At 62.9% G+C, this 25,515-nt stretch carries 24 protein-coding genes, 1 pseudogene and 1 riboswitch; of the genes and pseudogenes, 9 read left to right on the forward strand and 16 right to left on the reverse strand.

Translation table 11 applies throughout. The features are described 5' to 3' along the window. Positions 1-2: 2 nt before the first annotated feature. The 3 genes from F595_RS0102865 to F595_RS0102875 are packed head-to-tail and all read right to left on the reverse strand — an operon-like array spanning position 3 to position 3,485. Positions 3-1,469 (reverse strand): multicopper oxidase family protein, encoded by a 1,467-nt coding sequence (locus F595_RS0102865; protein WP_211213128.1) that lies wholly within the window; start codon positions 1,467-1,469, stop codon positions 3-5. Further along, complete coding sequence (locus F595_RS0102870) at positions 1,469-1,795, reverse strand: hypothetical protein (RefSeq protein ID WP_022955365.1); 327 nt, start codon at positions 1,793-1,795, stop codon at positions 1,469-1,471. The genes F595_RS0102865 and F595_RS0102870 overlap by 1 nt, the downstream gene beginning before the upstream one ends. Positions 1,796-1,835: 40 nt before the next feature. Further along, entirely contained in the window at positions 1,836-3,485 is a 1,650-nt protein-coding gene (locus F595_RS0102875; RefSeq protein WP_022955366.1) for a TolC family protein, read from the reverse strand. Positions 3,486-3,700: 215 nt separating this feature from the next. Here F595_RS0102875 and F595_RS0102880 point away from each other — a divergent pair, with 215 nt between their 5' ends. Continuing rightward, on the forward strand, positions 3,701-4,393 hold the full coding sequence (locus tag F595_RS0102880) for a heavy metal response regulator transcription factor (protein ID WP_022955367.1): 693 nt from the start codon (positions 3,701-3,703) through the stop codon (positions 4,391-4,393). Continuing rightward, positions 4,374-5,750, forward strand: coding sequence for a heavy metal sensor histidine kinase (locus F595_RS0102885; protein WP_022955368.1), 1,377 nt, complete (start codon positions 4,374-4,376; stop codon positions 5,748-5,750). Before F595_RS0102880 ends, F595_RS0102885 begins: the two co-directional genes overlap by 20 nt. 130 nt (positions 5,751-5,880) lie before the next feature. On the opposite strand, the gene F595_RS0102890 is transcribed toward F595_RS0102885, so the two are convergent. The 8 genes and pseudogenes from F595_RS0102890 to F595_RS14600 form a co-directional block, all read right to left on the reverse strand. Beyond that, positions 5,881-6,132: a hypothetical protein gene (locus F595_RS0102890; RefSeq protein ID WP_022955369.1), complete on the reverse strand. Its 252-nt coding sequence runs from the start codon at positions 6,130-6,132 to the stop codon at positions 5,881-5,883. Beyond that, positions 6,129-6,473 carry a YnfA family protein gene (locus tag F595_RS0102895; protein WP_022955370.1) on the reverse strand — a complete coding sequence of 115 codons (345 nt, stop codon included), beginning with the start codon at positions 6,471-6,473 and terminating at the stop codon, positions 6,129-6,131. Before F595_RS0102895 ends, F595_RS0102890 begins: the two co-directional genes overlap by 4 nt. Continuing rightward, complete coding sequence (locus F595_RS0102900; RefSeq protein ID WP_022955371.1) at positions 6,470-7,099, reverse strand: cation transporter; 630 nt, start codon at positions 7,097-7,099, stop codon at positions 6,470-6,472. Before F595_RS0102900 ends, F595_RS0102895 begins: the two co-directional genes overlap by 4 nt. Beyond that, positions 7,092-10,298 carry an efflux RND transporter permease subunit gene (locus F595_RS0102905; protein WP_022955372.1) on the reverse strand — a complete coding sequence of 1,069 codons (3,207 nt, stop codon included), beginning with the start codon at positions 10,296-10,298 and terminating at the stop codon, positions 7,092-7,094. The genes F595_RS0102900 and F595_RS0102905 overlap by 8 nt, the downstream gene beginning before the upstream one ends. Before the next feature lie 29 nt (positions 10,299-10,327). Beyond that, on the reverse strand, positions 10,328-11,536 hold the full coding sequence (locus F595_RS12440; RefSeq protein ID WP_022955373.1) for an efflux RND transporter periplasmic adaptor subunit: 1,209 nt from the start codon (positions 11,534-11,536) through the stop codon (positions 10,328-10,330). Next, complete coding sequence (locus F595_RS0102915) at positions 11,533-12,768, reverse strand: TolC family protein (protein WP_169446923.1); 1,236 nt, start codon at positions 12,766-12,768, stop codon at positions 11,533-11,535. Before F595_RS0102915 ends, F595_RS12440 begins: the two co-directional genes overlap by 4 nt. 64 nt (positions 12,769-12,832) lie before the next feature. After that, entirely contained in the window at positions 12,833-13,186 is a 354-nt protein-coding gene (locus F595_RS0102920) for a hypothetical protein (protein WP_022955375.1), read from the reverse strand. Between the two features lie 384 nt (positions 13,187-13,570). Further along, a pseudogene (locus tag F595_RS14600) lies at positions 13,571-14,676 on the reverse strand (IS3 family transposase). Positions 14,677-14,918: 242 nt separating this feature from the next. Here F595_RS14600 and F595_RS0102935 point away from each other — a divergent pair. Then, positions 14,919-15,194, forward strand: coding sequence for a type II toxin-antitoxin system Phd/YefM family antitoxin (locus tag F595_RS0102935; protein WP_022955377.1), 276 nt, complete (start codon positions 14,919-14,921; stop codon positions 15,192-15,194). A gap of 73 nt (positions 15,195-15,267) precedes the next feature. Here the strand turns inward: F595_RS0102935 and F595_RS14605 are convergent, their stop codons facing one another. Further along, a complete protein-coding gene (locus F595_RS14605; RefSeq protein WP_156873776.1) occupies positions 15,268-15,693 on the reverse strand; it encodes a hypothetical protein in 426 nt (141 codons plus the stop codon). A gap of 175 nt (positions 15,694-15,868) precedes the next feature. After that, positions 15,869-16,039: riboswitch (yybP-ykoY riboswitch) on the forward strand. 11 nt (positions 16,040-16,050) lie between these two features. On the opposite strand from F595_RS14605, the gene F595_RS0102945 reads away from it, so the two are divergent. Both F595_RS0102945 and F595_RS0102950 read left to right on the forward strand, forming a co-directional pair. Continuing rightward, positions 16,051-16,629 carry a TMEM165/GDT1 family protein gene (locus tag F595_RS0102945; RefSeq protein ID WP_022955379.1) on the forward strand — a complete coding sequence of 193 codons (579 nt, stop codon included), beginning with the start codon at positions 16,051-16,053 and terminating at the stop codon, positions 16,627-16,629. A 110-nt stretch (positions 16,630-16,739) separates the two neighbouring features. Next, the gene (locus tag F595_RS0102950) at positions 16,740-17,711 is read left to right on the forward strand and encodes a calcium/sodium antiporter (RefSeq protein ID WP_022955380.1); all 972 of its coding nucleotides are present in this window, start codon (positions 16,740-16,742) and stop codon (positions 17,709-17,711) included. Here the strand turns inward: F595_RS0102950 and mnmD are convergent. Next, a complete protein-coding gene (gene mnmD, locus F595_RS12455) occupies positions 17,652-18,464 on the reverse strand; it encodes a tRNA (5-methylaminomethyl-2-thiouridine)(34)-methyltransferase MnmD (RefSeq protein WP_022955381.1) in 813 nt (270 codons plus the stop codon). The two genes, F595_RS0102950 and mnmD, sit on opposite strands and share 60 nt — an antisense overlap. A gap of 125 nt (positions 18,465-18,589) precedes the next feature. On the opposite strand from mnmD, the gene F595_RS0102960 reads away from it, so the two are divergent. Continuing rightward, positions 18,590-19,504, forward strand: a complete 915-nt coding sequence (locus F595_RS0102960) for a patatin-like phospholipase family protein (protein ID WP_022955382.1) — start codon at positions 18,590-18,592, stop codon at positions 19,502-19,504. Here the strand turns inward: F595_RS0102960 and F595_RS12460 are convergent. The 3 genes from F595_RS12460 to F595_RS12465 form a co-directional block, all read right to left on the reverse strand. Further along, the gene (locus F595_RS12460) at positions 19,455-20,261 is read right to left on the reverse strand and encodes an endonuclease/exonuclease/phosphatase family protein (protein WP_040568055.1); all 807 of its coding nucleotides are present in this window, start codon (positions 20,259-20,261) and stop codon (positions 19,455-19,457) included. The two genes, F595_RS0102960 and F595_RS12460, sit on opposite strands and share 50 nt — an antisense overlap. 84 nt (positions 20,262-20,345) lie before the next feature. Next, entirely contained in the window at positions 20,346-21,983 is a 1,638-nt protein-coding gene (locus F595_RS0102970) for a phosphoethanolamine transferase (protein ID WP_022955384.1), read from the reverse strand. Further along, positions 21,980-22,684, reverse strand: coding sequence for a phosphatase PAP2 family protein (locus F595_RS12465; protein ID WP_022955385.1), 705 nt, complete (start codon positions 22,682-22,684; stop codon positions 21,980-21,982). The genes F595_RS0102970 and F595_RS12465 overlap by 4 nt, the downstream gene beginning before the upstream one ends. Before the next feature lie 150 nt (positions 22,685-22,834). On the opposite strand from F595_RS12465, the gene F595_RS0102980 reads away from it, so the two are divergent. The 3 genes from F595_RS0102980 to F595_RS0102990 are packed head-to-tail and all read left to right on the forward strand — an operon-like array spanning position 22,835 to position 25,465. Beyond that, the gene (locus F595_RS0102980; RefSeq protein WP_022955386.1) at positions 22,835-23,428 is read left to right on the forward strand and encodes a cytochrome b/b6 domain-containing protein; all 594 of its coding nucleotides are present in this window, start codon (positions 22,835-22,837) and stop codon (positions 23,426-23,428) included. Further along, on the forward strand, positions 23,428-24,105 hold the full coding sequence (locus tag F595_RS0102985; protein ID WP_022955387.1) for a response regulator transcription factor: 678 nt from the start codon (positions 23,428-23,430) through the stop codon (positions 24,103-24,105). Before F595_RS0102980 ends, F595_RS0102985 begins: the two co-directional genes overlap by 1 nt. Position 24,106: 1 nt before the next feature. Continuing rightward, positions 24,107-25,465, forward strand: coding sequence for an ATP-binding protein (locus F595_RS0102990; RefSeq protein WP_022955388.1), 1,359 nt, complete (start codon positions 24,107-24,109; stop codon positions 25,463-25,465). The last annotated feature ends 50 nt before the right edge of the window (positions 25,466-25,515 follow it).

The following is a 25,515-nucleotide window of genomic DNA, read 5'->3' on the forward strand; positions in this document are numbered from 1 at the left end:
GTTTAGCCGCCATGGCCTGAGTGATCCATACCCGGCATATCGGGCATGCTTTCCGGTGCGCTAGTAGGTTTCTGGGCGGGTGAGCCATAGGGATTACGTCGCACAGGCTCACCGAAATCGGGGCTCTTGCTGACACGCCGGGCAATCTTGTCCTTGGGGTAGCGATACCAGCCAGGGTCAGTGAAGTCATTGGTCCGCTGGTCATCGCGCACCTTGACCACGGTGAACATGCCACCCATTTCGATGGGGCCGAACTGACCTTCGCCCGCCATCATCGGCAGCGTGTTCTCCGGCCCCTTGAGGCCCATGGCGACATGGCCGCCATGCTCCGACATGCCATTGCGCCCCATCGCGCCATAGCCCGGCAACATCTTGCGAATCTCGGCCTCGACGCCGGACTGATCGACCCCGGCCGGGTTAGGTATGCCATGCCCCATCGGACCCATGGTGTGGTGAGCCATGTGGCAGTGCAGTGCCCAGTCACCCGGCTCGGTGGCCACAAATTCGATATCGCGCATCTGGCCCACGCCGACGATCTCGGTCACTTCCCTGCGCCACTGGGCTTTCGGCCAGCGCCCCGCATCACTGCCGGTGACCCAGAAGGGGTTGCTGTGCAAATGGATGGGGTGATTCCACATTGACAGGTTGCCAATGCGAATACGCATGCGCTCGCCGGTCCGCATGACCAAGGGATCAATCGCCGGGAAGACCTTGCTGTTGAAAGACCAGAGGTCGAAGTCCTGCATCACGGAGGGGTCTGGTCGATAGGTGCCGGGATGCAACGCCCAGTTGTGCAACAGGAAGGCGTAATCCCGGTCCACCGGTACCTCTTCACCCGCCTTGGGATGGATGATGAACAGACCCATCATGCCGAAGGCCATCTGGGTCATCTCGTCCGCATGCGGGTGGTACATGTGGGTGCCGTGCTGCTTCAGCGTGAACTCGTAGACAAAGGTCTCGTTCGGTCCGATGGCCGGCTGATTGAGGCCTGCCACTCCGTCATAGCCGGCCGGCAGGTCTATGCCATGCCAATGCACACTGGTCGGCTCGCCGAGTCGATTGGTGACGAAGATACGAACGCGATCACCCTCGACGGCCTCCAGCGTCGGCCCTGGCGTAGTGCCGTTATAGCCCCAGCACTTGGCGCGCGAGCCCGGTGCGAACTCGTGCTCAATCTCTTCGGCAACGAGGTGAAACTCTTTGACCCCGCCGTTCATTTTGTACGGCAGTGTCCAGCCATTGAGCGTGCGCACCGGCAAGTAACCTTGTGGGTGCCGCTTGGCCTTGGTTGCTGCAAGGCTTGGGGAGGCCGAAGCACGGGGCATGCTCGTGCCGGCCATTCCTTCCATACCAGCCATACTAGACATGTCATGGCTCATGGGCTGGGCTGAGGCGTTACGAGCAGCCCCAGCCATCAGGCCGACGCCGCCTACACCAACCCATTGCAGCAAATCGCGTCGAGAGATCATTAGTGGCCTCCGTGCTCCGGCATCGCCATGTCATTGCTCATGCCAGGCATCTTGCTATGGTCCATGCCCTGCATTTTGCTGTGATCCATGGGGGCGGCCTTGTTGTCAGCCGGCTTCTTGGTGGGCATGCACTTCATGTGCATGGCTTTCATCACCGGGTCATTCATATCCATCTTGGACATGTCCATCTTGGTCATAGCAGCACAATCCGGACCGGCCTTGGCAGCCGCCGCTTCAGCAGCATGCAGGGCGGGGTCATGAGCAAAGGCGCTCTGGGTAGCCAGCAGCAACCCGGCAATCAGGGCGGTGTGGTTTGCGATTTTCATGATGTAGCTCCTCAGGGGTTCAGTGGTCGTGAAGTGGTTTTCAATGGCCTTGGTGAGGCGATGTAGTGGGTGCTGTTTCAGGTACAGGAGCTGCGGTTGAGTCGGCAGGCTCCATGCCAGTCATTCCGCTGTGGTCCATACCACTCATCTCGCCCATGCTGCTCATGTCATGACCCGTCATGGCAGGCTGATTCAGCGGCACAGAAGTGCCGTGCTGGCTGTGATCCATGCCTTCCATTGTCATGCCCCCCATCGCCGGCATGCTGTGACCCGCATGTCCCGTGTTGGTGGGAGCCGCCTCCGACAGCACGACTGGGCTTATGCTGAGTTCGCCGATACGGGTGTCGCTGGGCAACGCACCGCCCACAGCTCGGGCCAGATCCACGCGCGACGTCCAGTAATCGCGCAAGGTCGCCAGGTAGCCCTCATAGGCGCTGTATTCTTCCTTCTTGGCGAGCAGCAGCTCGAACTGCCCCACGATCATGTAGTTCTGCAATTCCTGTGTGCGAGCCACGATGGCCTCGCGCTGCGGGATGAGCCCGCGCTGGTGGCGCAGGACACGTGTCCGGGCGGAAACCATGCGCGCATAGGCCTTGGAAATGCCGTTGGCGACCTCACCCTCCAGCAGGGCGACATTGGCCTTGGACTGCTCCTGCAAGGCCTCTGCGCGCAGAACACCACTGCCCGACTTGCCGAACAGCGGTAGCTCGAAGGCCACCGTCGGCCCGAGGGAGCGTGAGCGATCAAAGTCACGCTCGCCCGCTATGCCAACCTCCAGGAAGGGTACCCAGCGCAAGGTTCTGGCCAGCCCCAGGACATCGTTCGAGCGCTCGACCCGCATCCGCTCAGCGACCAGATCGAGACGCTGCCTCAAGCCAAGATCGATCAGTTCCTGCGCCGATGACTCATCCGCGACCGGCATAGGCAGGCGCGCATCCAGATGCCACGGCTTGTTGCTGGGCAAACCCATCAAGGTATTGAGCGACACCCGTGCCGACTCCGCTTCAGCCTGCGCGGCCTCCTGATCGAGCTCGGCCTGCTCCGCCGCTGCCTGTTCGCGCGCCAGCTCCAGCGCATTGATGTTGCCCGCATCATGGAACCGTTTGGCGAGATCCGCAGAGGCGCGAGCGGCCTTGGCAATGACCATACGCATCTGAGCGATCTGGGCGCTGCCAACCGCTTCGAAATAGGCCTCGTTCACGTCCGCAGCCAGCCCCTGCAAAGACAAGGCAGTCTCAGCCTGTAGACGAGTCAGCTCGGCTTTGGCCAGACGACTGCGACTGCGGATAAACAGGAGGTCGGTGAAGTTCTGTGCCAGGCCGTAGCCCAGCTGGGTCGCGTCACCGCTGACGTTGGAGTTCATGGCCGCAAACGACAGGACCGGGTTGGATAACCGGCTGACCTCCACCCAGTCCGCCTGATTCAGACCCAGCCGGGCATACTCCAGACGTACCCTGGGGTTGCGCAGCAAGGCCACACCCACTGCCCGCTCCACCGTCAACGGCTGCGCCAACAAGGTATCCACCTGCTGGGTCAGATCCTCGTCTTTCGCTCGCATACTGGTGGGCCTGGCTGCCAGGCCAGGATCTCGTGCCTTGACCAGCTCGTTGACGTTCGCCAGTCCGCGGTCAGCAGGCAGGGAAGCGCAGCCTGCCAGCACCAGCACAATCCCTACCGGCAGCAGACGCATGCCGTGGCGACCCCGCACTGAAGCGCCGGATGGCCTGGTCTGAGAAGACATGAACGACGGCATGCAGAACCCCATCACGAACATTTGATGGGGTCATCATGCGACGGGCATCAGGACAGGAACCTGACCTCAAGATTACATTTTTGTCAGCCTGACTTAATCTTGCGCAAACCCGCTAGTGTTCCATCAGAGCAAGCTGCAGAGAGGGGGCGGATGTGAAAATCCTGCTGGTTGAAGATGAAGCCAAGACCGGTGAGTACCTCAAAAAAGGGCTCACCGAAGCGGGCTACAGCACCGATTGGGTGACCGACGGCCTGAGCGGGCATCATCAGGCGCTGACGGGTGACTACGATCTGGTCATCCTTGATGTCATGCTGCCTGAAATCACGGGTTGGCAGGTGCTGGCAGGTATCCGCAAGGCGGGACTGTCGATGCCGGTGCTTTTTCTCACCGCACGCGACCAAGTGGAGGATCGCGTCAAGGGCCTTGAGCTGGGTGCTGACGACTATCTCGTCAAACCTTTTGCGTTTGCCGAGTTGCTGGCCCGCGTGCGCACCCTGCTGCGCCGGGGTCGCTCGCGCGACACCGACACGCTCAAAGTCGCCGATCTGGAGCTGGACCTGCTGCGCCGCCGCGCCATCCGGGCTGGTCGCCGCATCGACCTCACCGCCAAGGAGTTCGCGCTGCTGGAGCTGCTGATGCGCCGCCAGGGCGAAGTGCTGCCACGCTCTCTGATCGCCTCCCAGGTCTGGGACATGAACTTCGACAGCGACACCAATGTCGTCGAAGTCGCCATCAAGCGCCTGCGCACCAAGGTCGATACCGGCTTTGACACCAAGCTGATCAATACCCTGCGTGGCATGGGCTATGTCATGGAGGCCACGTCAGATGATGCGTCTGCTACCTGACTCCATCACCGCGCGCACCAGCGTTCTCTTTACCCTGCTCGCAGCCCTTGTCTTTGTGGTAATGGGGCTGGTGATTCAGGTATCGGTCAATCGGCATTTTGCCGAGCAAGACCGGGCGGCCGTGTCCGGCAAGCTGGAGTTGATCAGCAACATCCTGCTCAGCCCGACAACCGAGAATAATGAGACGCGCATACGCCGGCAACTCGCCAGTGCACTGGTCGGTCACCATGACTTGGTGGTGCGGGTGCAGGATGCCCGTGGCCAGGAGGTATTCGCATCGGGTCACGATGGGCTGCCGCCGCCGGCGCTACAGACTGTGACACCTGGTGCGACGTTGAAAGTCTGGTCGGATGGTGAGCATGACTACCGACTGGCCGTGGTCGATGTGGCGGGGCCGGAGCACCGCTGGCGTGTAGGCATCGCCATCAACACCTTGCATCATGAAGTCTTTCTCCGCGCTTTCGAGCGCGAGCTGCTCCTGATTGGTGTCGGTGGGCTGGTGCTCATGGCTGCGCTGGGTTGGTTGGCCGTCCGGCGCGGCCTGATGCCGCTGCAGCGCATGGCCGTGGTCGCCGAAGGTATCTCCGCCAAGCATCTGCAGGATCGGCTGTCCACAGCGACTGTGCCGGTCGAGCTGGAGACACTGGCCAGCGCCTTCAACGCCATGCTGGATCGCCTTAGCGACTCACTGGAGCGATTGTCAGCGTTTTCGTCTGATTTGGCGCACGAGCTGCGGACCCCGGTCAACAACCTCATGACACAGACACAGGTGCTGCTATCCAAGCCGCGTTCGGATGAGGACTATCGCGAGGTGCTGTACTCCAATCTGGAGGAGTTCGAGCGCTTGGCGCGCATGATCGGTGACATGCTGTTCCTGGCCAAGGCGGACAACGGCCTGATCATCCCGCATCGGGAAGCTGTGCAGCTGGCCGACGAGGTCACGGCCGTGCTGGAGTTCTACGAGGCCCTGGCCGCCGACAAGTCACTCGTCCTGCACGCCAGAGGGCAGGCGGTGGTCATGGGTGATGCCCTGATGTTGCGCCGCGTGATCAGCAACCTGGTGTCCAATGCTGTGCGCCACGCCTACCCGGATACAGTCATCAGTGTGGCTATCTCCACGCATGGACACGACGCCTGCCTCACCGTCCAGAATACGGGCGATACCATTTCCGAACAGCATCTGCCGCATCTCTTTGAGCGCTTCTATCGAGCGGATGGCGCGCGCCAGCGTACCGAGGAAGGTGTCGGGCTCGGACTGGCCATCACGCGATCCATCGTGATTGCCCATCAAGGAAAGATTGAAGTCAGCTCTCGACCAGGGGTGACGCAACTCACCATCAAGCTGCCGATGGCCTGATGGGCCAGCAAGCCGGCTTAAGTCTGCCGCATGGATAGCGAGCTGCGCCTGCACCACGAGGCGACTGCGCACTTTCGAAGTAGTCGCATGGGAGTCGAAGCCATTTCAAAACGCGCCCCTGAGACTCCGCTCAGGTTTCACTACCAGAACATGCCCACTCCAGCGTCTCTTGCAAGTCCTGATGCAACGCATCGAAGGTACAGCGGGCACGCAGACAAGCCTGCTCGACCAATGGCCGCTGCTCCCTATCGACGGTGCTCAACAGCGCTTCCAGCCTCAAGCAACAGGCATGTGCAGCATCCCGCTTGGCACGAAGGTCACTGACCGTCAGCTGCTCATTCAACTGACGCAAAGTTTCCGAGATTTCATGCTCGACACTCATGTTGCAGATCTCCAACCCATAACAATGACGGCCATGCCCACCAGTGCAATGCCCGCACCCACCCAGTCGCTGGCATGCAGCGTTACGCCATCCACCCAGCGCAGCCAAAGCAGCGCCACAACGACATACACACCACCATAGGCTGCATACACACGACCGCTGGCCTCCGGGTGCAAAGTCAGTAGCCAGGCGAACAGCATCAGACTGGCTGCGGCCGGTAGCAGCAGCCAGGGCGAGCCCTGCTTTTTCAGCCAGAGATACGGTAGAAAGCAGCCAATGACCTCGGCCAGGGCTGTCACCACGAACAGCCCCAGCGTTTTCAGGAGAATCAGACTGCTCATGCGATACCTTTCTCCTCACGAAGTTCGTGCAATGCCGCGCGCACGATTTGGACCGATCCAGAGATGGCCAGCATCGCCATGCCCAGCGCCACCACCACATCCGGCCACGCACTGGCTGTCAGCCAGACACCACCGGCCGCACACATCACCGCAATGTTGCCGATGGCATCGTTGCGGCTGCAAATCCAGACCGACTGCATGTTGCTGTCACCCGTGCGGTAGTGAAACAGCATCCAGGCCACACCCACATTCGACAACAGCGCGAGAAAGCCCACCACACCCATGGTGCTGGCCTCCGGCACTTGCCCTGCTAGCAGGCGCTCCACCGTCGCATACAGTACCCAGAGGCCGAATACACCCATCGTTGCCCCTTTCAGCAACGACGCGCGGGCACGCCAGACTAGGGCATGACCCAGCACATACAGACTGATGCCATAGTTGGCGGCATCGCCGAGAAAATCCAGGGCATCGGCAAGCAAGGCGCTGGATCCGGCCGCCGAGCCGGCTATTAGCTCGACGATAAACATCGCCAGATTGACCAGCAGCGCAATCACCAATATACGGCGATACTGGGGGTCAACGACGGGCACCTTGCTCGCACAGGAATCACCGCAATTATCAGACATTGCTTCTCTCCACTCGCCATTGCTCAATCATCCGGTACAGCGCAGGCAGCACCACCAGCGTCAACAATGTACTGGTGATCAGACCGCCGATGACCACGATGGCCAGCGGCTTCTGCACCTCGGCCCCCGTGCCGGTGGCCAGCGCCATGGGCACAAAGCCCAGTGATGCCACCAGGGCTGTCATCAGCACCGGACGCAGTCGCGAGATCGAACCCTCCTGCACAGCCTCGACCAGGTCTCTGCCATTCTCGCGCAGTTGATTGATGCGACTGACCATGACCAGACCATTGAGCACTGCCACGCCAGACAGCGCGATGAAGCCGATGGCGGCCGTGATCGAGAACGGAATGCCGCAGACCCAGAGCGCCAGAATGCCACCAGTCAAGGCCAGTGGCACCGCGCTGAATACCAGCAGAGCCTGACGCACCGTGCCCAGTGCCATGAACAGCAGCATCAGGATCAAGGCAAAACAGGCCGGCACGACAATCATGAGGCGGGACTTGGCCGCCTGCAGATTCTCGAACTGCCCACCCCAGACCAGCCAGCTACCAGCCGGCAACTTGACCTGCGTATTGATGCGCTGCTCGGCTTCCTGAACAAACGAGGCCAGGTCTCGATCACGGACATTGGCCTGCACCACGATCCGACGCTTGCCATTCTCGCGGCTGACCTGATTGAGGCCATCGCGCAGCGTCAGCATCGCGACACTGCCCAGGGTGATGAAGCCCTGATCCGATTGAGCATCACGCACAGGGATGGGCAGATTGCGCAGGAGGTCAAGGTCGGCGCGGACTTCCTCCGGCAAACGCACCATCACATCGAAACGGCGGTCACCCTCGAAGATTTCACCCGCCTGGCGCCCACCAATGGCAGCCGCCACGGTGTCCTGCACGTCGGCCATACGCAGCCCGAAACGTGCCAGGGCATCACGATCAAAACTGATATCGAGCAGGGTCTGCCCTTCAACCTGTTCGACCTTGATCTCGCTGGCCCCATCCACACCACGCAAGGTCTGCGCAATCTGATTGGCCGTTGGCAGCATGGTATTGAAGTCATCACCAAAGACTTTGACTGCAACATCTGCACGCACGCCCGACAGCAGCTCGTTAAAGCGCATCTGGATGGGCTGGGTGAATTCGTAGTTGTTGCCGGGCAGCTGACTGACCGCTTGCTCGATGCGCTCGATCACCTCGGCCTTGGTCTGACTCGAATCGGGCCACTCCTCGCGTGGCTTGAGAATGATGAAGGTGTCCGACGCACTCGGCGGCATCGGGTCCGCCGCCATCTCGGCGGTACCGGTCTTGGAGAAGACATAGGCCACCTCCTTGAATTTTGCGACCGTACGCTCGACCTGCAGCTGCATGTGCGTGGACTGTTTGATGCCCGTGCTGGGTATCTTCAACGCGTGCATGGCGACATCCTTCTCATCCAAGGTTGGGACGAACTCCTGTCCCAACTGGGTGAAGATCACAACGGCCACCGCAAAGGCACCTAGCGCCACACCCATCGCCTTCTTGTGCTCACGCATAGCCCAACTCAAGGCGGGCACATATAGCGCGTGAGCCTTGGTCAGGAAACGATTTTCTTTTTCCTCGATGGAGCCCTTGAAGAAGATGCCGACCAGGGCCGGGATCAGCGTCAGCGACAGGATGAATGCCGCGACCAGCGCCATGATCACTGTGGCCGCCATGGGGTGGAACATCTTGCCTTCGACGCCCTCCAGGGCAAGGATGGGCAGATAGACCGTGATGATGATGGCCTGTCCGAAGACGGAAGGCTGCACCATCTCGCGCGTGGCATGCAGCACCTCGGACAGACGCTCCTCCAGACTCAGGTGCCGTCCCAGGTGATGCTGACGGGCCGCCAGACGACTCAAACAGTTCTCGACGATGATGACCGCGCCGTCGACGATGAGGCCGAAATCCAGCGCGCCCAGACTCATCAGATTGCCGCTGATGCCGGCCTTGACCATGCCGGTGCTCATCAGCAGCACGGTGAGCGGGATGACCGCCGCCGTGATCACCGCTGCACGGATGTTGCCGAGCATCAGGAAGAGCACCACGATCACCAGCAGCGCACCCTCGCTGAGGTTCTTGATCACCGTGGCGACCGTGGCATTGACCAGCTTGCTGCGATTCAGCACGGTCTGTGCTTCAACATCCGGCGGCAGACTGCGCCGGATCTCAGCCATCTTGTCATCGACCGTCACAGCCACCGTGCGCGAGTTCTCACCGATGCGCATCAGGGCGGTGCCGACGACTACCTCATGCCCGTTCTCGCTGGCCGAGCCCGTGCGCAGTTCCTCGCCAATCTCGACGCGCGCCAGGTCGCGTACATAGATCGGTGTATTGCCGCGTGTTGCCACCACCGTGGCGGCGATATCTTCCATGCGCTTGAGGCGACCATCGACACGCACCAGATAGGCCTCGCCACGCTGCTCGACAAAGCCACTGCCACGACTTTGATTGGCCTTTTCCAGCGTCTCGACCAGATCGGTGACGGACAGATTGTAAGCCCTCAGTCGCAGCGGATCAGGCTGGATGTGATACTGCTTCTCGAAACCACCGATGCTGTCGATGCCGGCCACACCCGGCAGACCCTTGAGCTGGGGCCGGATGATCCAGTCCTGCACCGTGCGCAGATAGGCCGCCTGCGCCACTGGCGTGCGCAAATACTCGCCCTCCGGTGTCAGGTAGCTGCCATCGCTCTGCCAGCCCGGCTGCCCATCATTGACCTTCGCTCCTTGACCACCAGGGTGGGCGAATTTCACCGCCCACATGTAGATCTCCCCTAGACCCGTCGAGATGGCCCCCATGCGCGGTGATGCGTCCTGCGGGAGCATGTCCTTGGCTTCGCTCAGGCGCTCCGTGACCTGGTTGCGGGCAAAGTAGATGTCCACATCGTCATGAAATACGGCCGTGACCTGCGAAAAGCCATTGCGTGACAGTGAGCGCGTGGACTCCAGCCCGGAGATCCCGGCCAGTGCGCTTTCAATCGGAAAAGTAACCTGCTTCTCGATATCCTCCGGCGACAAGCCCGGCAGCTCGGTATTGATCTGCACCTGATTGTTGGTGATGTCCGGCACGGCATCGATGGGCAGTTTCTGCAATGAGAAAACCCCGAAGGCGGCCAGCAGCAGCACCATCACCAGCACGAGGTAGCGATGCGACAGGGAAAAGCCAATAGCGCGATCAAACATGGCTTCTCTCCTGGGAAAGGCGCAAACAATCAATCTTCATGTTCGGCCTCCCCCTTCTTGAGATCAGCCTTGAGCACGAAGACATTGCCGACGGCAAAGCGCTCGCCTGCCTGCAACCCGCTGATCACCTCCTGACGCTCACCACTGCGCCGACCGAGCACTACTGTGCGCGGCTCCAGACCATCCGTGTCAGCAACAAAGATGGTCGGTTGGTTCTTCAGCATCTGGATGGCGGATAGCGGAACGCTGAGTGCCTGCGACACCTCACCCATCTGGATCTGTGCTTGCACGAACTGCCCTGAGCGCCACAGCCCCTGACGGTTGTCGATTTGCACGCGCACCGAGCCGCTACGGCTGGCCTCATCAAGCTCGGGCTGCACGAAGATCACACGGCCTTCGGTGCTCATGCCCGCCTTGTCCATCACCATGACGGTCTGACCCGCGCGAACCTTGCCCAGGTCGCTGACTGACACGGCCAGGTCGATCCAGAGGGTCGAGAGATCAGCCAGCCGGAACAGCGGCTTGTCGGATGTCACGGTCTCCCCGATGGTCAGATCCTTGGACAGAACCGTGCCTGAGATAGGCGCGCGCAAGGCGTAGCTGGCCAACCGGCCGCCCGGCTTCAGCGCCCTGGCATCCTGCTCACTCATGCCCAGTGCCAGCAGGCTCTGCAGAGCACTTTGGGTTTCGATACGGGCATCGTTGAGCTCACGACGGGCAGCCAGATAATCCTGCTCGGCGCTGATCTTCTTCTGCCAGAGGCTTTCTTCCCGGACAAACAATGACTGCGCCAGGGCCTGACGCTCTCTCGCGGCCAGGTAGCGAGCGGCCACATCGGAGAGCTGAGTGCTTTCGATCACAGCGAGGACTGTGCCAGCCTTGACCTGTGCTCCAATCTGCACCGAGGTGGAGCGCACCATGCCGGTGATCGGAGACAGCACGCGTGCTTCGCGATCCGTGTTCAACACCAGCTGACCCGGCAGCGACAAGCCGCTGGCAAAGTTGCCAAGTGCTGCTGTCTCGATACGCAGGCCATTGGCGGCAAGTTGTTCGGCAGTGAGTTTGATGGCGCCGGCATGACCTTCCTCAGCATGGTCATCAGCTACTGGTGCAGGAGACTCCGCATGGCTTTCATAGCCATGGCTGGCTGGGCCGTACTCCATCAGGCCCCAGGTCGCACCCGCGCCCGCAGATGCAGCGATCAGCAACGGCAGGGTCTTCTTGAGAGCGATCTTCATGGTGTGTCCCCGGAAACAGTTGTACGACCCAGCAGCTCATCAAGCGCGGCATCGTTTTTGTGATAAGAGATACGAGCGGCGAGATACACGCCCTGAGACTCGATAAGGCTGCGCTGGGCATCGATCAGGTCAATCAGCGAGAACTTGCCGGCGCGATAGCCTTCGCGGGTCGCCTCCAGCGCCTCGCTGGCTATGCGCAGCACCTCGTCTCGCAGTTGCAGTGCTTCCTGATAGCCGGCCTCACGCTGCACCAGCAGCTGGTCACGCTGGCGCTGCAGTTGCTGACGCGCCGCCACCAGACCTGCCTCGGCCGCTGTCAGCTCGGCTCGCGCGCTGCGCACAGTGCCCTGATTGCGATCAAACAAGGGGATGGGGATGGAAACACCAAGCAGCACGCTCTGCTCGCGAGTCACCGCCTCGCGCTTCATGCCAGCTGACAGCGTGAAATCCGGCAGACGCTGCGCTTCGGCCAGGTTGACCGCTGCCTGTTCACGCTGGATGCGTACCTGTAGCTGCTTCATGTATGGGCTGGTACCCAGCGTGTCCGGTTGAGCCGACAACGCATCCGGCAGCGTCAAGGTATCCAGCAAAGACGCTTCAAGCTGGCTCTCACCCCACAGGCTGGCCAGTTGTCGGCGAGCGAGCTGACTCTCCTGGGCCGCCTGTCGTGCCGCGCGGCGCGCGCCTGCCAGGGCGACATTCGCGCGCGACAGCTCAATGGGAGACACCTTGCCAGCCGTGACCCTGACAGCCACGGCATCTCGAAGCTGCTGCGCCAACACCAGATTTTGCGCAGTGGCAGACTGTTTTTCTGTAGCCGCCTGCGCATCGACATAGCTCTCTCGCGTGATGCGAATCAGGCGCAGCCTTTCGATCTCTGCTTCCAGCGCGGTCAGCGTACGCTCCTCTCCAGCAACAGATTGCCTGGCGCTGCGTTTGCCGGGCAACGAAAAACGCTGGCTCAGGCTGTAGGTCGTCGTGGCGCTGCCTGCCGAACGGCTGGTGTCACCGGCAAAGTCTTCCAGCAGGTAGTTCACTTCGGGGTTGGGCAGCACGCCTGCCTGGGTGACACGCCCTTCGGCGGCCTCCTGCAAGGCTTTGCTGAGCGTGATTTGCGGGTTCTTCTCCAGCACCCGGCGAGTGGCGTCCGACAGACTCAGGCTGTCGGCATGGAGCGGGCCAGCGCATAGCGCGGCTAGGAGGGATACAAATACAACAAAAATACGAGACATGATGACTCCCATGCAGACGGAAGAATGCAGGCCAAGGCCTGCCTCCAGCGATCAGCAAGAAGCATCAAATGAGCAGATAGGCGGTTTCGCGAATGACGACAGAAAACGAGGGGATCGGTGGCCCGGTGGCATCTGGTTTGGCAGGACGATAGGTGGATGGTGCGGGCAGCAGCCAAGTCAGCGCAGGAACAATGCAGGCGACTTGCAGGTCAGCGAGTTGCAGCTTCGAAGGAAGGGGGGAGTGATCGTCATGCCCATCCTGGGCGGGGAGATCAATGCAGGACTTGCCTGTGGCCTGCTCCAGTGCCTTGGTGGCGCAAGGCTCGCCAGCCTTCTCAAACGCCACATGCCCTGTCGGCTCCAGGCAGATGGTGTCTGCCAGAGCGGCACATGCGCCAAACGACCAATGCAGGAACATGACCACCATCAATGATAGTGACCAACGACGCTTGGCTTGTGGTCTGACAGTGGGCATTGGTTATATGGCTTCTTAACTGGCTAAAAGGCTAGCAGGCAACAGAGGATGTGTCACGCCATAAGCTGTTTGTTAATCCTTGGTGACGCCGTGGCAGAGTGCTCTGACCATGTGATTCGTATCACATACAGATTGGTCAGCTTCTGTGGCGGAGCTGGTCAGCGTCTATGATTAGCGGTGGTCACTTGAGTTGGCAGGTAGTGGTCAACTAACTGGCGATACGTACTCAATCGCTTAGCCCGGCGTAGTACATCGCATCGCCGTTACCAAATCATTGTCAGTCTTTACAGAAAGCCGACGTTCCCCCGGTTTCAGTAGCACCGGGCTTTAGAGTCCGGGGGTAACTGTAACGGCTTTTCCGGCCAGTTGCCTGGCATAGGCTGCGGGCGTCAGCCCGCCCAGTGATTTCTTCGGTCGCTCCTCGTTGTATTCCCGCCGCCAAGCCTCGATCACCACCTTGGCGTGGCCCAGGCTGGTGAACCAGTGTTCGTTCAGGCATTCGTCCCGGAAGCGCCCGTTGAACGACTCGATGTACGCATTCTGGTTCGGCTTGCCCGGCTCGATCAGGAACAGCTTCACCCCGCGCTCATGCGCCCAGGTCAACATCGCCCTGCCGCAGAACTCCTTGCCATTGTCGGTTCGGATCGCTTTTGGCAGGCCCCGCTGCTGACCAATTCGATCCAGGATTCGGGTCAGCATATGCCCGCCGATCGCACGCTCCGGCACGATGGCGAGGGCTTCGTGGGTGGCGTCATCGACCACGGTCAGGCTCTTGATCGCTCAGCCTTCGGCCGTGCGATCAAACACGAAGTCCATCGACCAGACCTGATTGGCCGATAGCGGCCGTATCAAGGGCTGACGGTCCGATACCAGCACCTTCTTCCGCTTGCGACGACGTACCTGCAGCTTCTCTTCGGCATAAAGCCGTTCGACGCGCTTGTGATTCACGCGCAGACCGGCCTGTCGCAGCTTCAGGTGGATCATCGAGGAGGCGTAGCGCCGATGACGCTGCGCCAGCGCGATGATCCGTGCTCGCAAGGCCTCGTTCTGATCTGGCGCAGGCTGGTAGCGGAAGGCGCTGGCGCTCATGCCGATCACCCGCAGGGCATGGCGTTCGCTCAGACCGGCACTGATCATGCCGCGCACCAGAACACGACGATCCGGTGCGCTCACCACTTTTTTCGGAGCGCCTCGCGGGTGACCTCGTTTTCCAGAATCGACTCGGCAAGCAACTTTTTCAGGCGGGCGTTCTCGGCCTCCAGCTCCTTCAGTCGCTTGGCGTCGGAGACGCTCATGCCACCGAACTTGCTGCGCCAGAGGTAGTAGCTGGCCTCGGAGAAGCCGTGCTGGCGACACAGGTCCTTGATCGGCAGTCCGGCCTCGGCTTCTCGCAGGAAGCCAATGATCTGCTCTTCGGTGAAACGCTTCTTCATGTCCAATCTCCTCAGGGTAGGATTGGACTCCAAAGCTTCGTGCTACTCAAATGCGGGGAAACGTCGAGTTCTGACGAGTGGCAAGCGAAATTGTTGGTACTTTTGTTGGTACATCATGCTGGTAAATTTAATTAATTAAGGATTTATGAGGTCTATCGGCGGTAATTAGATCCCCTTTCGGCCACCAAATACACGTGCCCGGGTACGCTCCAGACTTTTTTCTTGTCTGAAATCCTCGCATCATGCGCTACTCATCACATGTGAAGCCGATCAGCTATCTCAAAGCCAATGCAGCAGAGGTTCTGACGCGCCTCGCGGAGCAGCGTGAACCAATGGTCATCACCCAAAACGGCGAAGCCAAGGCCGTCCTGCAGGACGTCGCTTCGTTCGAGGAGACACAAGAGACGCTGGCCTTGCTGAAGATTCTCGCGCTGGGCAATCAGGATGCGGTCGCTGGCAAGGTCACGCCTGTCGCTGACGTCGTTGCCCGCTTGCGAGCCAAGCGAGCCTCACTCTGATGGCAGATACATCTGCCAGGTTTGAGGTCGTGCTCACCCAGGGTGCGGAGCAGGACTTGGAGGCCATTCATGATTACATCTCCGAATTCGACGTCATCGCCAACGCCTCGATGGCTTTTTCGTGCGCGTAGACATGCTCGAAAAACGCGGAATGCTCCGGGCTGGCGTGGCGCTTCAGACGCAGGAACGTTTTCTGGAATGGCTGTGTGCCATCACGCAAGAGCGTCATCGCCACGCGCCAGGGCAATACCCCCAGCGCCGCGCCCTCGACCTGACCTTTCTGGCGCCAGAACCTGGGTTCCCTGACGGGTTGCCGCGTTTCACGCATGAACGCCAGGTAGCGCTCCAGTGTCTGCTGCTCCAGCGCTTTCAGGGCCAGCCATTTGCGCGTGCGTTCGGCGTCGCGCGTCAGGCGCGCCGCGGTGTCGAACAGGGCGACGCCATACACTTCGGACGCGTGGATGCGCTGCAAGTCGTCGGCATATTCCGGGTAACGCATGAAGCACTCCTCTCGGGAAAAGGACTTGGCATCAGAAAGTAGCAGCAAATCCGCCGCTGGAGCGCTGCGCGTCATCTGCCGCCTACGGCGAAATGTAGTGATCAACGCATTCCTGCCCGGTATAATCCTTCCATCGTCCGATGTCGCCGCCGGCCTGGCCCGGCAGCCTCGTCACCGACGTGTCATTGGGGAGTAGCCTCTCTTCGCCCTGAAGAGGTTTGCGTCAACACACTTGGCCCTCAGGCCATGGCGCAGACAGCCCGTGCGGCCTGGCAAGACCTTTGACCATCGTGTCTCCGACCGCGGGCCGGGGAGGCGCGTGGTCATTCGTCTGCATCCGGCCCGGGAAATCTCCACATGGAAGCTCTGCTCGTTTCAACCGGTGTCGTCGCCCTTGCTGAAATCGGTGACAAGACCCAGCTGCTGGCCTTTCTGCTGGCGGCGCGCTTCAAGAAACCCGTTCCCATCATTCTCGGCATCCTCGTCGCGACCGTGCTCAATCATGGTCTGGCCGGCGCGCTGGGTGCCTGGATTGCCGCCACGGTCAATCCGGACTGGCTGCGCTGGCTGCTCGGCCTGTCCTTCGTCGGCATGGCGATATGGACGCTGATTCCCGACAAGATCGAAGACGATGAGACGACAATCGCCAGCAAGCTTGGCGTTTTCGGTGCCACGCTGATCACCTTCTTCCTCGCCGAGATGGGTGACAAGACCCAGATCGCCACCGTGGCCATGACCGTGCATTACGCGCTGCCGCTGCTGGTGGTGATCGGCACCACGCTGGGCATGCTGATCGCCGACGTGCCGGCGGTGTTCGTCGGTGACCGGCTGGCGTCGCGCATTCCCATGCGTCTGGTGCACGGCATTGCGGCGGCGATCTTTGCCGGTCTCGGTGTGGCCACCTTGCTGGGGGCGGGCGAAGGGCTGGGCTTCTGAGCCCGATGCGCAGGCTTTGACCTGCCTGCCGGGGTCGATTAGCGTTGCCCTGTCCGAACAACACGATCGCCTGCGCCATGAGCGCGCTGGCGACACCAAGGAGAGCAAGGATGACACTGGCGTTTCTGGCGATTGCCCTGGGGCTGGTCGTGCTGGTCTGGAGTGCCGACCGCTTTGTCGAGGGGGCGGCGGCGACGGCGCGCTACATGGGCATGTCGCCGTTGCTGATCGGCATGGTGATTGTCGGCTTCGGCACCTCGGCCCCGGAAATGGTGGTGTCGGCGCTGGCGTCGTCGCAGGGCAATCCCGGCATTGCGCTGGGCAATGCCTATGGTTCGAACATCACCAACATCGCGTTGATTCTCGGTCTGACCGCGCTGATCGCGCCGATCGCCGTGCATTCCCAGGTGCTGCGCAAGGAGCTGCCCATCCTGACCGGTGTTACCGTGCTGGCGGCCTGGCAGCTGCGTGACGGCAGCATCACCTTCGTCGAGGCGGTGGTGCTGCTGGTGGTGTTCGCCGCGCTCATGGTCTGGACCGTGTGGAGCAGCCGCCATGCCGGCGCCGACGCCTTTGGCGAGGAAATGGCGGACGAGCTGGTGGCGCATGCCATGCCGATCCGGCGCGCGGTGTTCTGGCTGGTGGTGGGGCTGGTCATGCTGATCGCCAGTTCACGCCTGCTGGTCTGGGGCGCCGTCGAGCTGGCATCGGCGTTTGGGGTCAGCGACCTGATCATCGGTCTGACCATCGTGGCGATCGGGACCTCGCTGCCGGAGCTGGCGTCGTCGATCATCGCCGCGCGCAAGGGCGAGGATGACATCGCGCTGGGCAACATCATCGGCTCCAACCTGTTCAACACGCTGGCGGTGGTCGGCATTGCCGGAGTGATCAGTCCGATGCAGGTGGGGCCGGAGGTGCTGCAGCGCGACATTCTGGTGATGGCACTGCTGACCGTGGCGCTGTTCGTGATCGGCTACAGCCGGCGTGGCCAGGGCCGCATCACGCGCGTGAAGGGTGGTTTGCTACTGGCCAGCTTTGTCGGCTACACCGGCTTCCTGATCGGCACCACCGTCATGGCCTGAGCCTGGCCAGCGCGCCTCCAGGCGATGCCACTTGCTGGCGAAGCCGGGGCGCCGCCGTGCCTCGATGCCCAGCTCCCGCAGCTGCCGGCGCAACCAGCCGGCGGCGCTGTAGCTGGCCAGGCGTGCGCCCGGCCGCAGTCGGCGGCACAGTCGTGCCAGGGTGCCGGTGTCGAACATGTCGGGATTGACGGCCGGATTGAAGCCATCCAGGTAGACAGCATCCGCGGCACCGGTCCAGCCATCCAGCGCGGCCTGCACGGTGTCGAAGATCAGTGTCAGGCGTACCCGCTCCGGCACCAGCCAGAGCGTCCGCGAGCCGCGTCGCGCGTCAGGCCAGTGCATGGCAAGCTGCGCCTGCAGGACGCCGACGCGATCAGCGCCGGGCAGGGCCTCGCGAATCAGCGGCCAGTCCTGCCGGCGCACCGGAAACCCCTCGATGCCGACGTAGTCGAGCACGCCGGTGGCAGCCGGGTCATCCAGCCAGGCCGCCACCGTCTCGCAGCAGTTGATGCCCAGTCCGAAACCCAGCTCCAGCACCGTGAAATGCGCGCGGCCGGCCCAGGCCGACGGCAGGTCGCAGCCAGTCAGGTAGACGGCACGTGCCTGCGCGCGGGCGCCATCACGGCTGGCATAGCTGTCGTTGAAGCGTCGGCTGCAGAGGTGACCGTCGTCGTCCAGGAACAGCAGCGGATCCGGCAGCTCGTCAGTACGGGCGGGCAGGGTGGCGTGATCGGTGGAGGCAGGGTCAGACATGCGGCGAACGGTAGCACGCGGCGACGCGTCCGGGCAGACAGGGGGCGTGGTGAATGTGCACCGGGAGTGGCGTTGCGGCGTGAGACCGCGATAATGCCCGCATCGTTGCCGAGAGTCCTGCCGTCATGACTGCCTTGCTGTCACGTGTTTCATTGCCCCTGCTGGTGTTGTCCGCCGTGCTGCTGAGCAGCTGCCGGCAGGCGCCGGTGACGCCACCGCCGGCGCCACGCGAGCCGGTCATCGCGGTCGCGCTCGGTGGCGGTGGTGCCAAGGGCTTTGCCCATATCGGCGTGCTCAAGGTGCTGGAGTCGCATGGCATCAAGGCACGCATCGTCACCGGCACCAGCGCCGGCAGCTTTGTCGGCGCGCTCTACGCCAGCGGCAAGACGCCATTCCAGCTGCAGGACATCGCCTTGAAGCTGGAGGAGTCCGACATTCGTGATCTGACCCTGAGCAGCCAGGGTTTCCTGGCCGGCCAGAAACTGCAGGACTTCGTCAACCGCCAGGTCGACAACCAGCCCATCCAGGCCTTTCCGCGCCGCTTCGCGGCGGTGGCCACGGCCATGGACAGCGGCCGCAAGGTCGCCTTCAACAAGGGCAATGCCGGTCAGGCCGTGCGCGCTTCCTGCAGCATTCCCAATGTCTTCGTGCCGGCGCTGATCAATGGCGTGCGTTATGTCGATGGCGGCCTGGTCAGTCCGGTGCCGGTGAACACCGCACGCGAGATGGGTGCCGACATCATCATCGCCGTCGACATCTCGGCGCGTCCCAGCGCCGGTCGCAGCGGCCTGCTCGGCACCCTGGACCAGACCCTCAACATCATGAGCCTGCAGGCGTTGACGCGCGAGCTGGCCGAAGCCGAGGTGGTGATCCGGCCGGATGTCGCTGATCAGGGCATTGCCGATCTCGAGGCCAGGCACCGCAGCATCCTTGCCGGTGAGCGCGCGGCACAGGCGCAGCTGCCGGCGATCCGCGCCGCGCTGGCGCGCTTCAAGACCTCGCCGGTGGCACTGACGCCGCCGCAGCCTGCGCTGCGCTGAGGCGCAGGCAGAGTTCTGTGGCCACCGGCAGGTGATCTGACAGGCGCTCGTCTAGCACGCGGGTGCTGAGCACGGTCACCCCCGGTGTCGCCAGCATGTGATCCAGCGACTTGGTGGGTGCCCAGCTGGGAAAGGTGTGAGCTTCGTGCAGCGCTTGCAGGCCGGCGCGTGTCAGAGACGGTCGCGCATCGAGCTCGCCGTGTTCGCAGTTCAGGTCGCCCATCAGCACGGTATCGACGCCGGGGCGCACCAGCCCCGCGAGAAAGTCGAGCTGCTGGGCGCGCACCCCGCGTGACAGGGCCAGATGGGCGATGAGCAGGCGCAGGGGCTCGTGGCCGGCCGGCTGCAGGGCGATTTCGAGCACGCCGCGCCCCGGCAGACGACCGGGCAGGGGGTGGAAATGCGTGCTTTGCAGCGGCTGGCGTGACAGGCAGCCCAGGCAGTGCTGGGCGAATGGCGCCAGATCGCGCGTCACGGCGGCATGCCAGTAGGGAAAGCCGGCCAGTTCGGCGAGATGGGCGACCTGGTTGACCTGGCGGGTGCGCAGGCTGCCGGCATCGGCCTCCTGCAGCGCCACCAGATCATAGTCGGCGGCCAGCGCCGCCACCCGTTTCAGGTTCTCGCGCGCATGCCGGCTGGGCAGCACATGGCGCCAGGCCCGCGTCACGTAATGCCGGTAGTTCTGCGTCAGCAGGCCGACCTGGATGTTCAGTGACAGCACTCGCAGGCGCAGGCCTTCGCTGGCGGTCTCTGCCATGGGTGACGCAGTGCCCGGCATCGTCATTTCCCGGTGTCTTACCGAATGGCCAGTCTACGCGGCGAGTCCGGTCCCGTCAGCGGGTCAGCCGACCGATGGCTGCCGGCACTGCGCGCCGATGTCCAGTGACGGCATGTAGGCGCGCGTCTTCACGCCCGCGAGGCCCAGCACCGTGTGGAACACGTTGTCGTGCGACCAGGTCTGGTCCTTGACCGCTGACAGGCACCAGCTGGCAACAGGCGCGGCCGCCCGGAAGCCCGGCGACAGCCACATCACCATGGGCACATGCGTCTGCTGTGACGGAGCAAGAACATAGGGTGCGCCATGCAGGTAGAGACCATGCTCGCCGGTCGACTCGCCATGATCCGAGACATAGAGAAAGCTGCTGTCATAGCCGGCACCCGCCGGGCCGGCCAGCAGGTCGGTGAGCCGTGCCAGGACATGGTCCGTGTAGGCGATGGTGTTCTCGTAGCTGTTGCGCACCGCTTCCGGGCTGCACTGCGACAGCTCGCTGGTGTCACAGGTCGGCGTGAAGCGCCGGAACGCCGGCGGATAGCGATGGCCATAGGCGGGCCCGTGGCTGCCCTGCTGGTGCAGCACGATGACGCGGTCACGGGCTGGCTTGCGGCGCAGCTGATCTGCCAGCATGTCGACCAGCAGCTCGTCCAGGCAGCCGTCGTCCGTGCACCAGCGCGTGCGGATGGCAGCCGGGATGTCGACGCGTTCGACGCGGTCGCAGACGCCCTTGCAGCCGGAGCTGTTTTCCACCCAGCTGACGGCGAGACCGGCGCGTTGAAGAATGTCGAGCAGGCCCTCGCGACGGGCTGCCAGGTCAGGATCGTAGTCGTCGCGGGTCATGCCCGAGAACAGGCAGGGCACTGACACGGCGGTTGCCGTGCCGCAGGAGCTGATCTGCGGGAAGTTGATGATGGCCCGTTTCGCCAGCTCAGGCGTCACCGGACGCGGATTGCCGTTCAGCGAGAAGCTCTCGGCGCGGGCCGTCTCGCCCAGCACCATGACCAGCAGGCGAGGGCGACGGGCCCCGGTCGTGAACACCCGGTGCGCGTCTTCGCCGTAGGGCTGGACAATCACCGGGCCGATGGCCTGGTGGCTGAGTGCCTTGCGCAGTCCGCCCAGGGCGTTCTGCGGCACCATGACGTGGCGCAGCTCGCGGTGATTGCGGAACAGCGAGGCGTAGTCGGCGTAGCTGCTTGCCGCCACGGCGAGGATCACCAGCACGCTGGCCAAGCTGGCAAGCACGCGCTGCCGTTGCCGTCGCCACCACGCCATGGTGCCCAGGGGGCGCCACCACAGCCAGAGCAGGGGTGGCCCGGCGATCAGCAGCAGGCTGCCGAGCAGGGACAGTGACAGCAGATCCAGGGTTTCCCGGACATCGGTCTCGAGCACGTTGCGCATCATGTCGGCATCGATGCGTACGCCGAAGTGATCCACGAAATGCGCGGTGAGCGCACTCACGATCAGCAGCAGCGACAGCAGGGGCCGGGTCAGGGGACCCCAGCTCAGCCATTGCAACACCAGGTTGAGCACGGCCCAGAGCAGCAGGCCGGTGGACAGCAGGAACAGCGGCTGAACGCTTCCGCTGCCGTCATGGGCCTGCAGGGCTTCCGTGAAGAAGGTGCGGTTGGCAAACACGGTGAGCCATGCGGCCACCAGCGCGATGCTCCAGGCGGGCTGGCGCAGAATGGTAATCATGCGATTCATGATGAACTCCGCTGGCGCAGGGCCAGCACCAGGGCATAGGCGCCGCCGGCCACGCCACCGCAGATCGCGAGGGCCAGCAGCACGTGGCTGAGAAAGTGGGCACCGCGCACGATCTGGGTGCCGGCGCAGAGCAGCCCGAACACGCCGACCGGCAGCGTCACCCGCCAGATCCAGGCCGGCCGCCAGAGTGCAGCCGCGTACACGGCGGCAATCCACATGAAGCCGTTGCCGGCATGACCGCTGGGCGCGCAGCCGCCGGGCCCGGGATGCGCAGGCAACGGTGCCAGCAGGCGGAAGTAGTCCGCGTTGCCGCCAAATTGCGACAAGGACCACGGGCAGCTGTGCAGCGACTCGTGCTTGAACCAGCCGTTGATGCCGGCCGCCACGCTGGCCACGATGAAAATGAACAGAGCGGCATTCCTGCGTACCGGCTGGCGGCGCATCAGGCTGGCCAGAAACGTGACCAGCAGCAGCACGCCCGCAAGTGACGACACGTGCTTGAGATCATCGTGCAGCAGATTTCTGGTCAGCCAGGCATCCCGCAGCGGAAAGCCCGCGTCGGCCGGCGAGAACCAGAGCCGGCTCAGCCAGAGATCCACATTGCTGTAGCGCGAGATCAGCACGGCGATGACGGCGATCAGCAGCCATGGCAGCGTGTGTTGCAGAATCAGCTGGAGCTGACGTGTCAGGGGGAGTGTCATGACAGTGCGTTACCGGTTGGACTGCAGGCAGTATCGGTGTCTGCCACTTGCTCCTGCCTTAACGAAAGGTGAAAGTCTGTTCATGATCAGGTCATGACGTGGACAGGCTGCCTCGGCAATACTGCGGGCATTACCCAGGAGAACCTTGTCATGTCACATCCCGAGCCCTCCATTCCTGCGAATGTTGCAGAAGTCCGTCCTGCATGGCGCAAGCTGCTGCATGTGATGGTCATTCTGGGTCTGGTGCACCAGGTCGTGGTCGCCGACTGGATGTCTGAGCCGTGGGAGGCTGCCGAGTCGGCCGAGGAGCTGCTGTTCTACACCCTGCATGCGGTCGTGGGCATGACGGTCGGTGGTCTGGTGCTGCTGCTGGCACTGAGCCTGGTGCGCACGCCGGGCATGGCATCCCGCCTGTGGCCATGGCCGGCCGCTGCCCGGGCTGCACTCTGGCAGTCCGGCCGTCGCCTGCTTGGTCGACGTGCCGATGCGGTTGACGAGGAACGTGCCGCCAAGGCCTGGCAAGGGTTCGGTCTGTTGATCATGCTGACGCTTTCCGGTACCGGCACCGCGATCTATCTGCTCGATCCCCGGCATGACCTGATGAAGGCCATTGCCGAGGTCCACGAAGGCGCGGTCAGCCTGCTCTGGGTCTACCTCGCGGGTCACGTCGGCATGACGGTCTGGCATGCCCTGCAGGGTCGCCATCTGTGGCGCGACATGTTTGGTCTGCGGAGTCGCGGCTGATGCGTCTGCTGGTGGTCGAGGACGATGCGATCATTGCCGATTTCCTGTGCCGCGCTCTGCGTGAGCAGGGGCATGTCGTGGACCTCGCCGACAATGGCCGGGACGGACTGTTCCTGGCTACCGGCGAGCCTTATGACGCCATCGTGCTTGATCGCATGCTGCCACAGATGGACGGTCTGACCGTGCTGTCCGCCCTGCGGGCAACCGGGTCACGCGTACCGGTGCTGATCCTGAGCGCACTGGATCACGTCGACGAACGCATCAAGGGCCTGCGCGCCGGTGGCGACGATTACCTGGTCAAGCCGTTTGCCATCGAAGAGGTGGTGGCCCGCCTCGAGGTCATCACCCGGCGCGTGCCTGGCATCGAGACCGGCAACGAGCTGCGTGTCGGCAATCTGGTTCTGGACCGCCTCGCGCGGATTGTGCGCAGGGGTGAGCAGGTGATCAGCCTCAAGCCGCAGGAGTTCCGCGTGCTCGAATACCTGATGCGGCATGCGGGCCAGGTGGTGACACGCACCATGTTGCTGGAGAACGTCTGGGACTACCAGTTCGATCCGCAGACCAACGTCATCGACGTGCATATCTCGCGTCTGCGCAGCAAGGTCGATCCCGAGGGCATGCCGGCACTGATCCATACCATCCGCGGCGCTGGCTACACCGTGCGGGAGCCGCTCTGACATGCGTCTGACCACATCACAGCGGCTGACGCTTTCGAACGCTGCCGTCATCATGGCCTGTTATGTGCTGTTGACGGTGTTCGTGATGTGGCTGAGCCAGCATTTCATGCTGCGTCACATCGAGGAGAGCGTCAGCTCCGAGCTGTCGCTGCTGGCCGGTGAGCATCACGTCGAGAACGACTGGGGACTGACCCTGCTGGTACGCCAGCGCCTGGCCAGCCCGTCAGCCGGTCATGAGCGTTACTACCGGGTCGAGAATGCCCGCGGCGAGGTGCTCGCCAGCAATCTCGGGCAGTGGCTGCCCGGCGTGGTGCCGAATGGCGAGTTGGCGAGGCTGGACAGCCTGTCACGACCCGGCCGCTCGCATCTGGTGGCAGCGGCACAGCAGTTTGACAACGGCACGCGCCTGCTGGTCGCGCTGGACGAGAGCGAGCTGCGCAAGACTCAGCACGAGTTGCGCGAGGGCGCACTGTGGGGGCTGCTGGTGGTGCTGCTGCTGTCGCTGCCGGCCGGCTACCTCATCACCCGGCGTGCGCTGCAGCCTATCCAGACCCTGCGTGAAGCCGCCGAGACCATCATGGCCGGCAACTGGTCGCACCGCCTGCCGGATGCCGGGGATCACGACGAGTTCGCCCAGCTTGCCGGTACCCTGAATGCCATGCTGGATCGCATCGACAACCTGATTGCAGGTATCCAGGGTGCCACCGACAACATCGCCCATGACCTGCGCTCGCCATTGACCCGTCTGCGCGCCAGACTGGCAGGCGCGCAGGGCACGCCGCCTGCCGCGGCGGAGTGGTCGACGTGGGTGGGCGAGCATCTGGGTGATCTGGACCAGGTGCTGGCCACTTTCCAGTCCCTGCTGCGCATTGCCCGCGTCGACTCGGGCGTGCTGCGTCAGGAGTTCGTCAGCGTGGATGCGTCCGAGCTGTGTCGCGATGCGGTCGAGTTCATGGAGCCGCTGGCGGAGGAGGCCGGTCAGCTGCTGACCGTGAGCCTGCCGGACAGCATCCTGGTGACCGGCCATCGTGACCTGCTGTTTCAGCTGCTCATCAACCTGCTCGACAATGCCATCAAGTACAGCCCGCCGCATACGCCGATCCATGTCGACCTGTTCGAGACGGCGGAGTACTGGCAGATCTCGGTCAGTGACCAGGGGCCCGGCATACCCGAGCCGGAGCGCGAGCGCGTGCTGGAGCGCCTGTATCGTCTCGACGCCACCCGCAATACCCCCGGACTGGGGCTGGGACTGAGTCTGGTGGCGGCAGTGACCCGGCTGCACCGTGGCGAGCTGACGCTGTCGGCGGGCACTTCCGGCCGGGGGCTCAAGGTGGGGGTTCGCTGTCCGCGATCGGCATGACTCCGTGGCGTTGACGAAATTGTGAATCTCGTTCACTATTTTCGTCCGAT

Origin of the sequence: Perlucidibaca piscinae DSM 21586 (assembly GCF_000420045.1) — a bacterium.
Classification (GTDB): domain Bacteria; phylum Pseudomonadota; class Gammaproteobacteria; order Pseudomonadales; family Moraxellaceae; genus Perlucidibaca; species Perlucidibaca piscinae.

Bases quoted from the DNA above. Each gene is read 5' to 3' on its own strand.
- F595_RS12460 (WP_040568055.1), bottom strand. From the start codon at position 20,261: ATGGCAGAGACCGCCAGCGAAGGCCTGCGCCTGCGAGTGCTGTCACTG.
- F595_RS0102950 (WP_022955380.1), top strand. From the start codon at position 16,740: ATGACACTGGCGTTTCTGGCGATTGCCCTGGGGCTGGTCGTGCTGGTC.
- F595_RS0102870 (WP_022955365.1), bottom strand. From the start codon at position 1,795: ATGAAAATCGCAAACCACACCGCCCTGATTGCCGGGTTGCTGCTGGCT.
- F595_RS12440 (WP_022955373.1), bottom strand. From the start codon at position 11,536: ATGAAGATCGCTCTCAAGAAGACCCTGCCGTTGCTGATCGCTGCATCT.
- F595_RS0102915 (WP_169446923.1), bottom strand. From the start codon at position 12,768: ATGTCTCGTATTTTTGTTGTATTTGTATCCCTCCTAGCCGCGCTATGC.
- F595_RS0102960 (WP_022955382.1), top strand. From the start codon at position 18,590: ATGACTGCCTTGCTGTCACGTGTTTCATTGCCCCTGCTGGTGTTGTCC.
- F595_RS0102920 (WP_022955375.1), bottom strand. From the start codon at position 13,186: ATGTTCCTGCATTGGTCGTTTGGCGCATGTGCCGCTCTGGCAGACACC.
- F595_RS0102875 (WP_022955366.1), bottom strand. From the start codon at position 3,485: ATGCGTCTGCTGCCGGTAGGGATTGTGCTGGTGCTGGCAGGCTGCGCT.
- F595_RS0102905 (WP_022955372.1), bottom strand. From the start codon at position 10,298: ATGTTTGATCGCGCTATTGGCTTTTCCCTGTCGCATCGCTACCTCGTG.
- F595_RS0102900 (WP_022955371.1), bottom strand. From the start codon at position 7,099: ATGTCTGATAATTGCGGTGATTCCTGTGCGAGCAAGGTGCCCGTCGTT.
- F595_RS0102885 (WP_022955368.1), top strand. From the start codon at position 4,374: ATGATGCGTCTGCTACCTGACTCCATCACCGCGCGCACCAGCGTTCTC.
- F595_RS0102985 (WP_022955387.1), top strand. From the start codon at position 23,428: ATGCGTCTGCTGGTGGTCGAGGACGATGCGATCATTGCCGATTTCCTG.
- F595_RS0102895 (WP_022955370.1), bottom strand. From the start codon at position 6,473: ATGAGCAGTCTGATTCTCCTGAAAACGCTGGGGCTGTTCGTGGTGACA.
- F595_RS12465 (WP_022955385.1), bottom strand. From the start codon at position 22,684: ATGACACTCCCCCTGACACGTCAGCTCCAGCTGATTCTGCAACACACG.
- mnmD (WP_022955381.1), bottom strand. From the start codon at position 18,464: ATGTCTGACCCTGCCTCCACCGATCACGCCACCCTGCCCGCCCGTACT.
- F595_RS14605 (WP_156873776.1), bottom strand. From the start codon at position 15,693: ATGCGTTACCCGGAATATGCCGACGACTTGCAGCGCATCCACGCGTCC.
- F595_RS0102890 (WP_022955369.1), bottom strand. From the start codon at position 6,132: ATGAGTGTCGAGCATGAAATCTCGGAAACTTTGCGTCAGTTGAATGAG.
- F595_RS0102945 (WP_022955379.1), top strand. From the start codon at position 16,051: ATGGAAGCTCTGCTCGTTTCAACCGGTGTCGTCGCCCTTGCTGAAATC.
- F595_RS0102935 (WP_022955377.1), top strand. From the start codon at position 14,919: ATGCGCTACTCATCACATGTGAAGCCGATCAGCTATCTCAAAGCCAAT.
- F595_RS0102980 (WP_022955386.1), top strand. From the start codon at position 22,835: ATGTCACATCCCGAGCCCTCCATTCCTGCGAATGTTGCAGAAGTCCGT.
- F595_RS0102990 (WP_022955388.1), top strand. From the start codon at position 24,107: ATGCGTCTGACCACATCACAGCGGCTGACGCTTTCGAACGCTGCCGTC.
- F595_RS0102970 (WP_022955384.1), bottom strand. From the start codon at position 21,983: ATGAATCGCATGATTACCATTCTGCGCCAGCCCGCCTGGAGCATCGCG.
- F595_RS0102865 (WP_211213128.1), bottom strand. From the start codon at position 1,469: ATGATCTCTCGACGCGATTTGCTGCAATGGGTTGGTGTAGGCGGCGTC.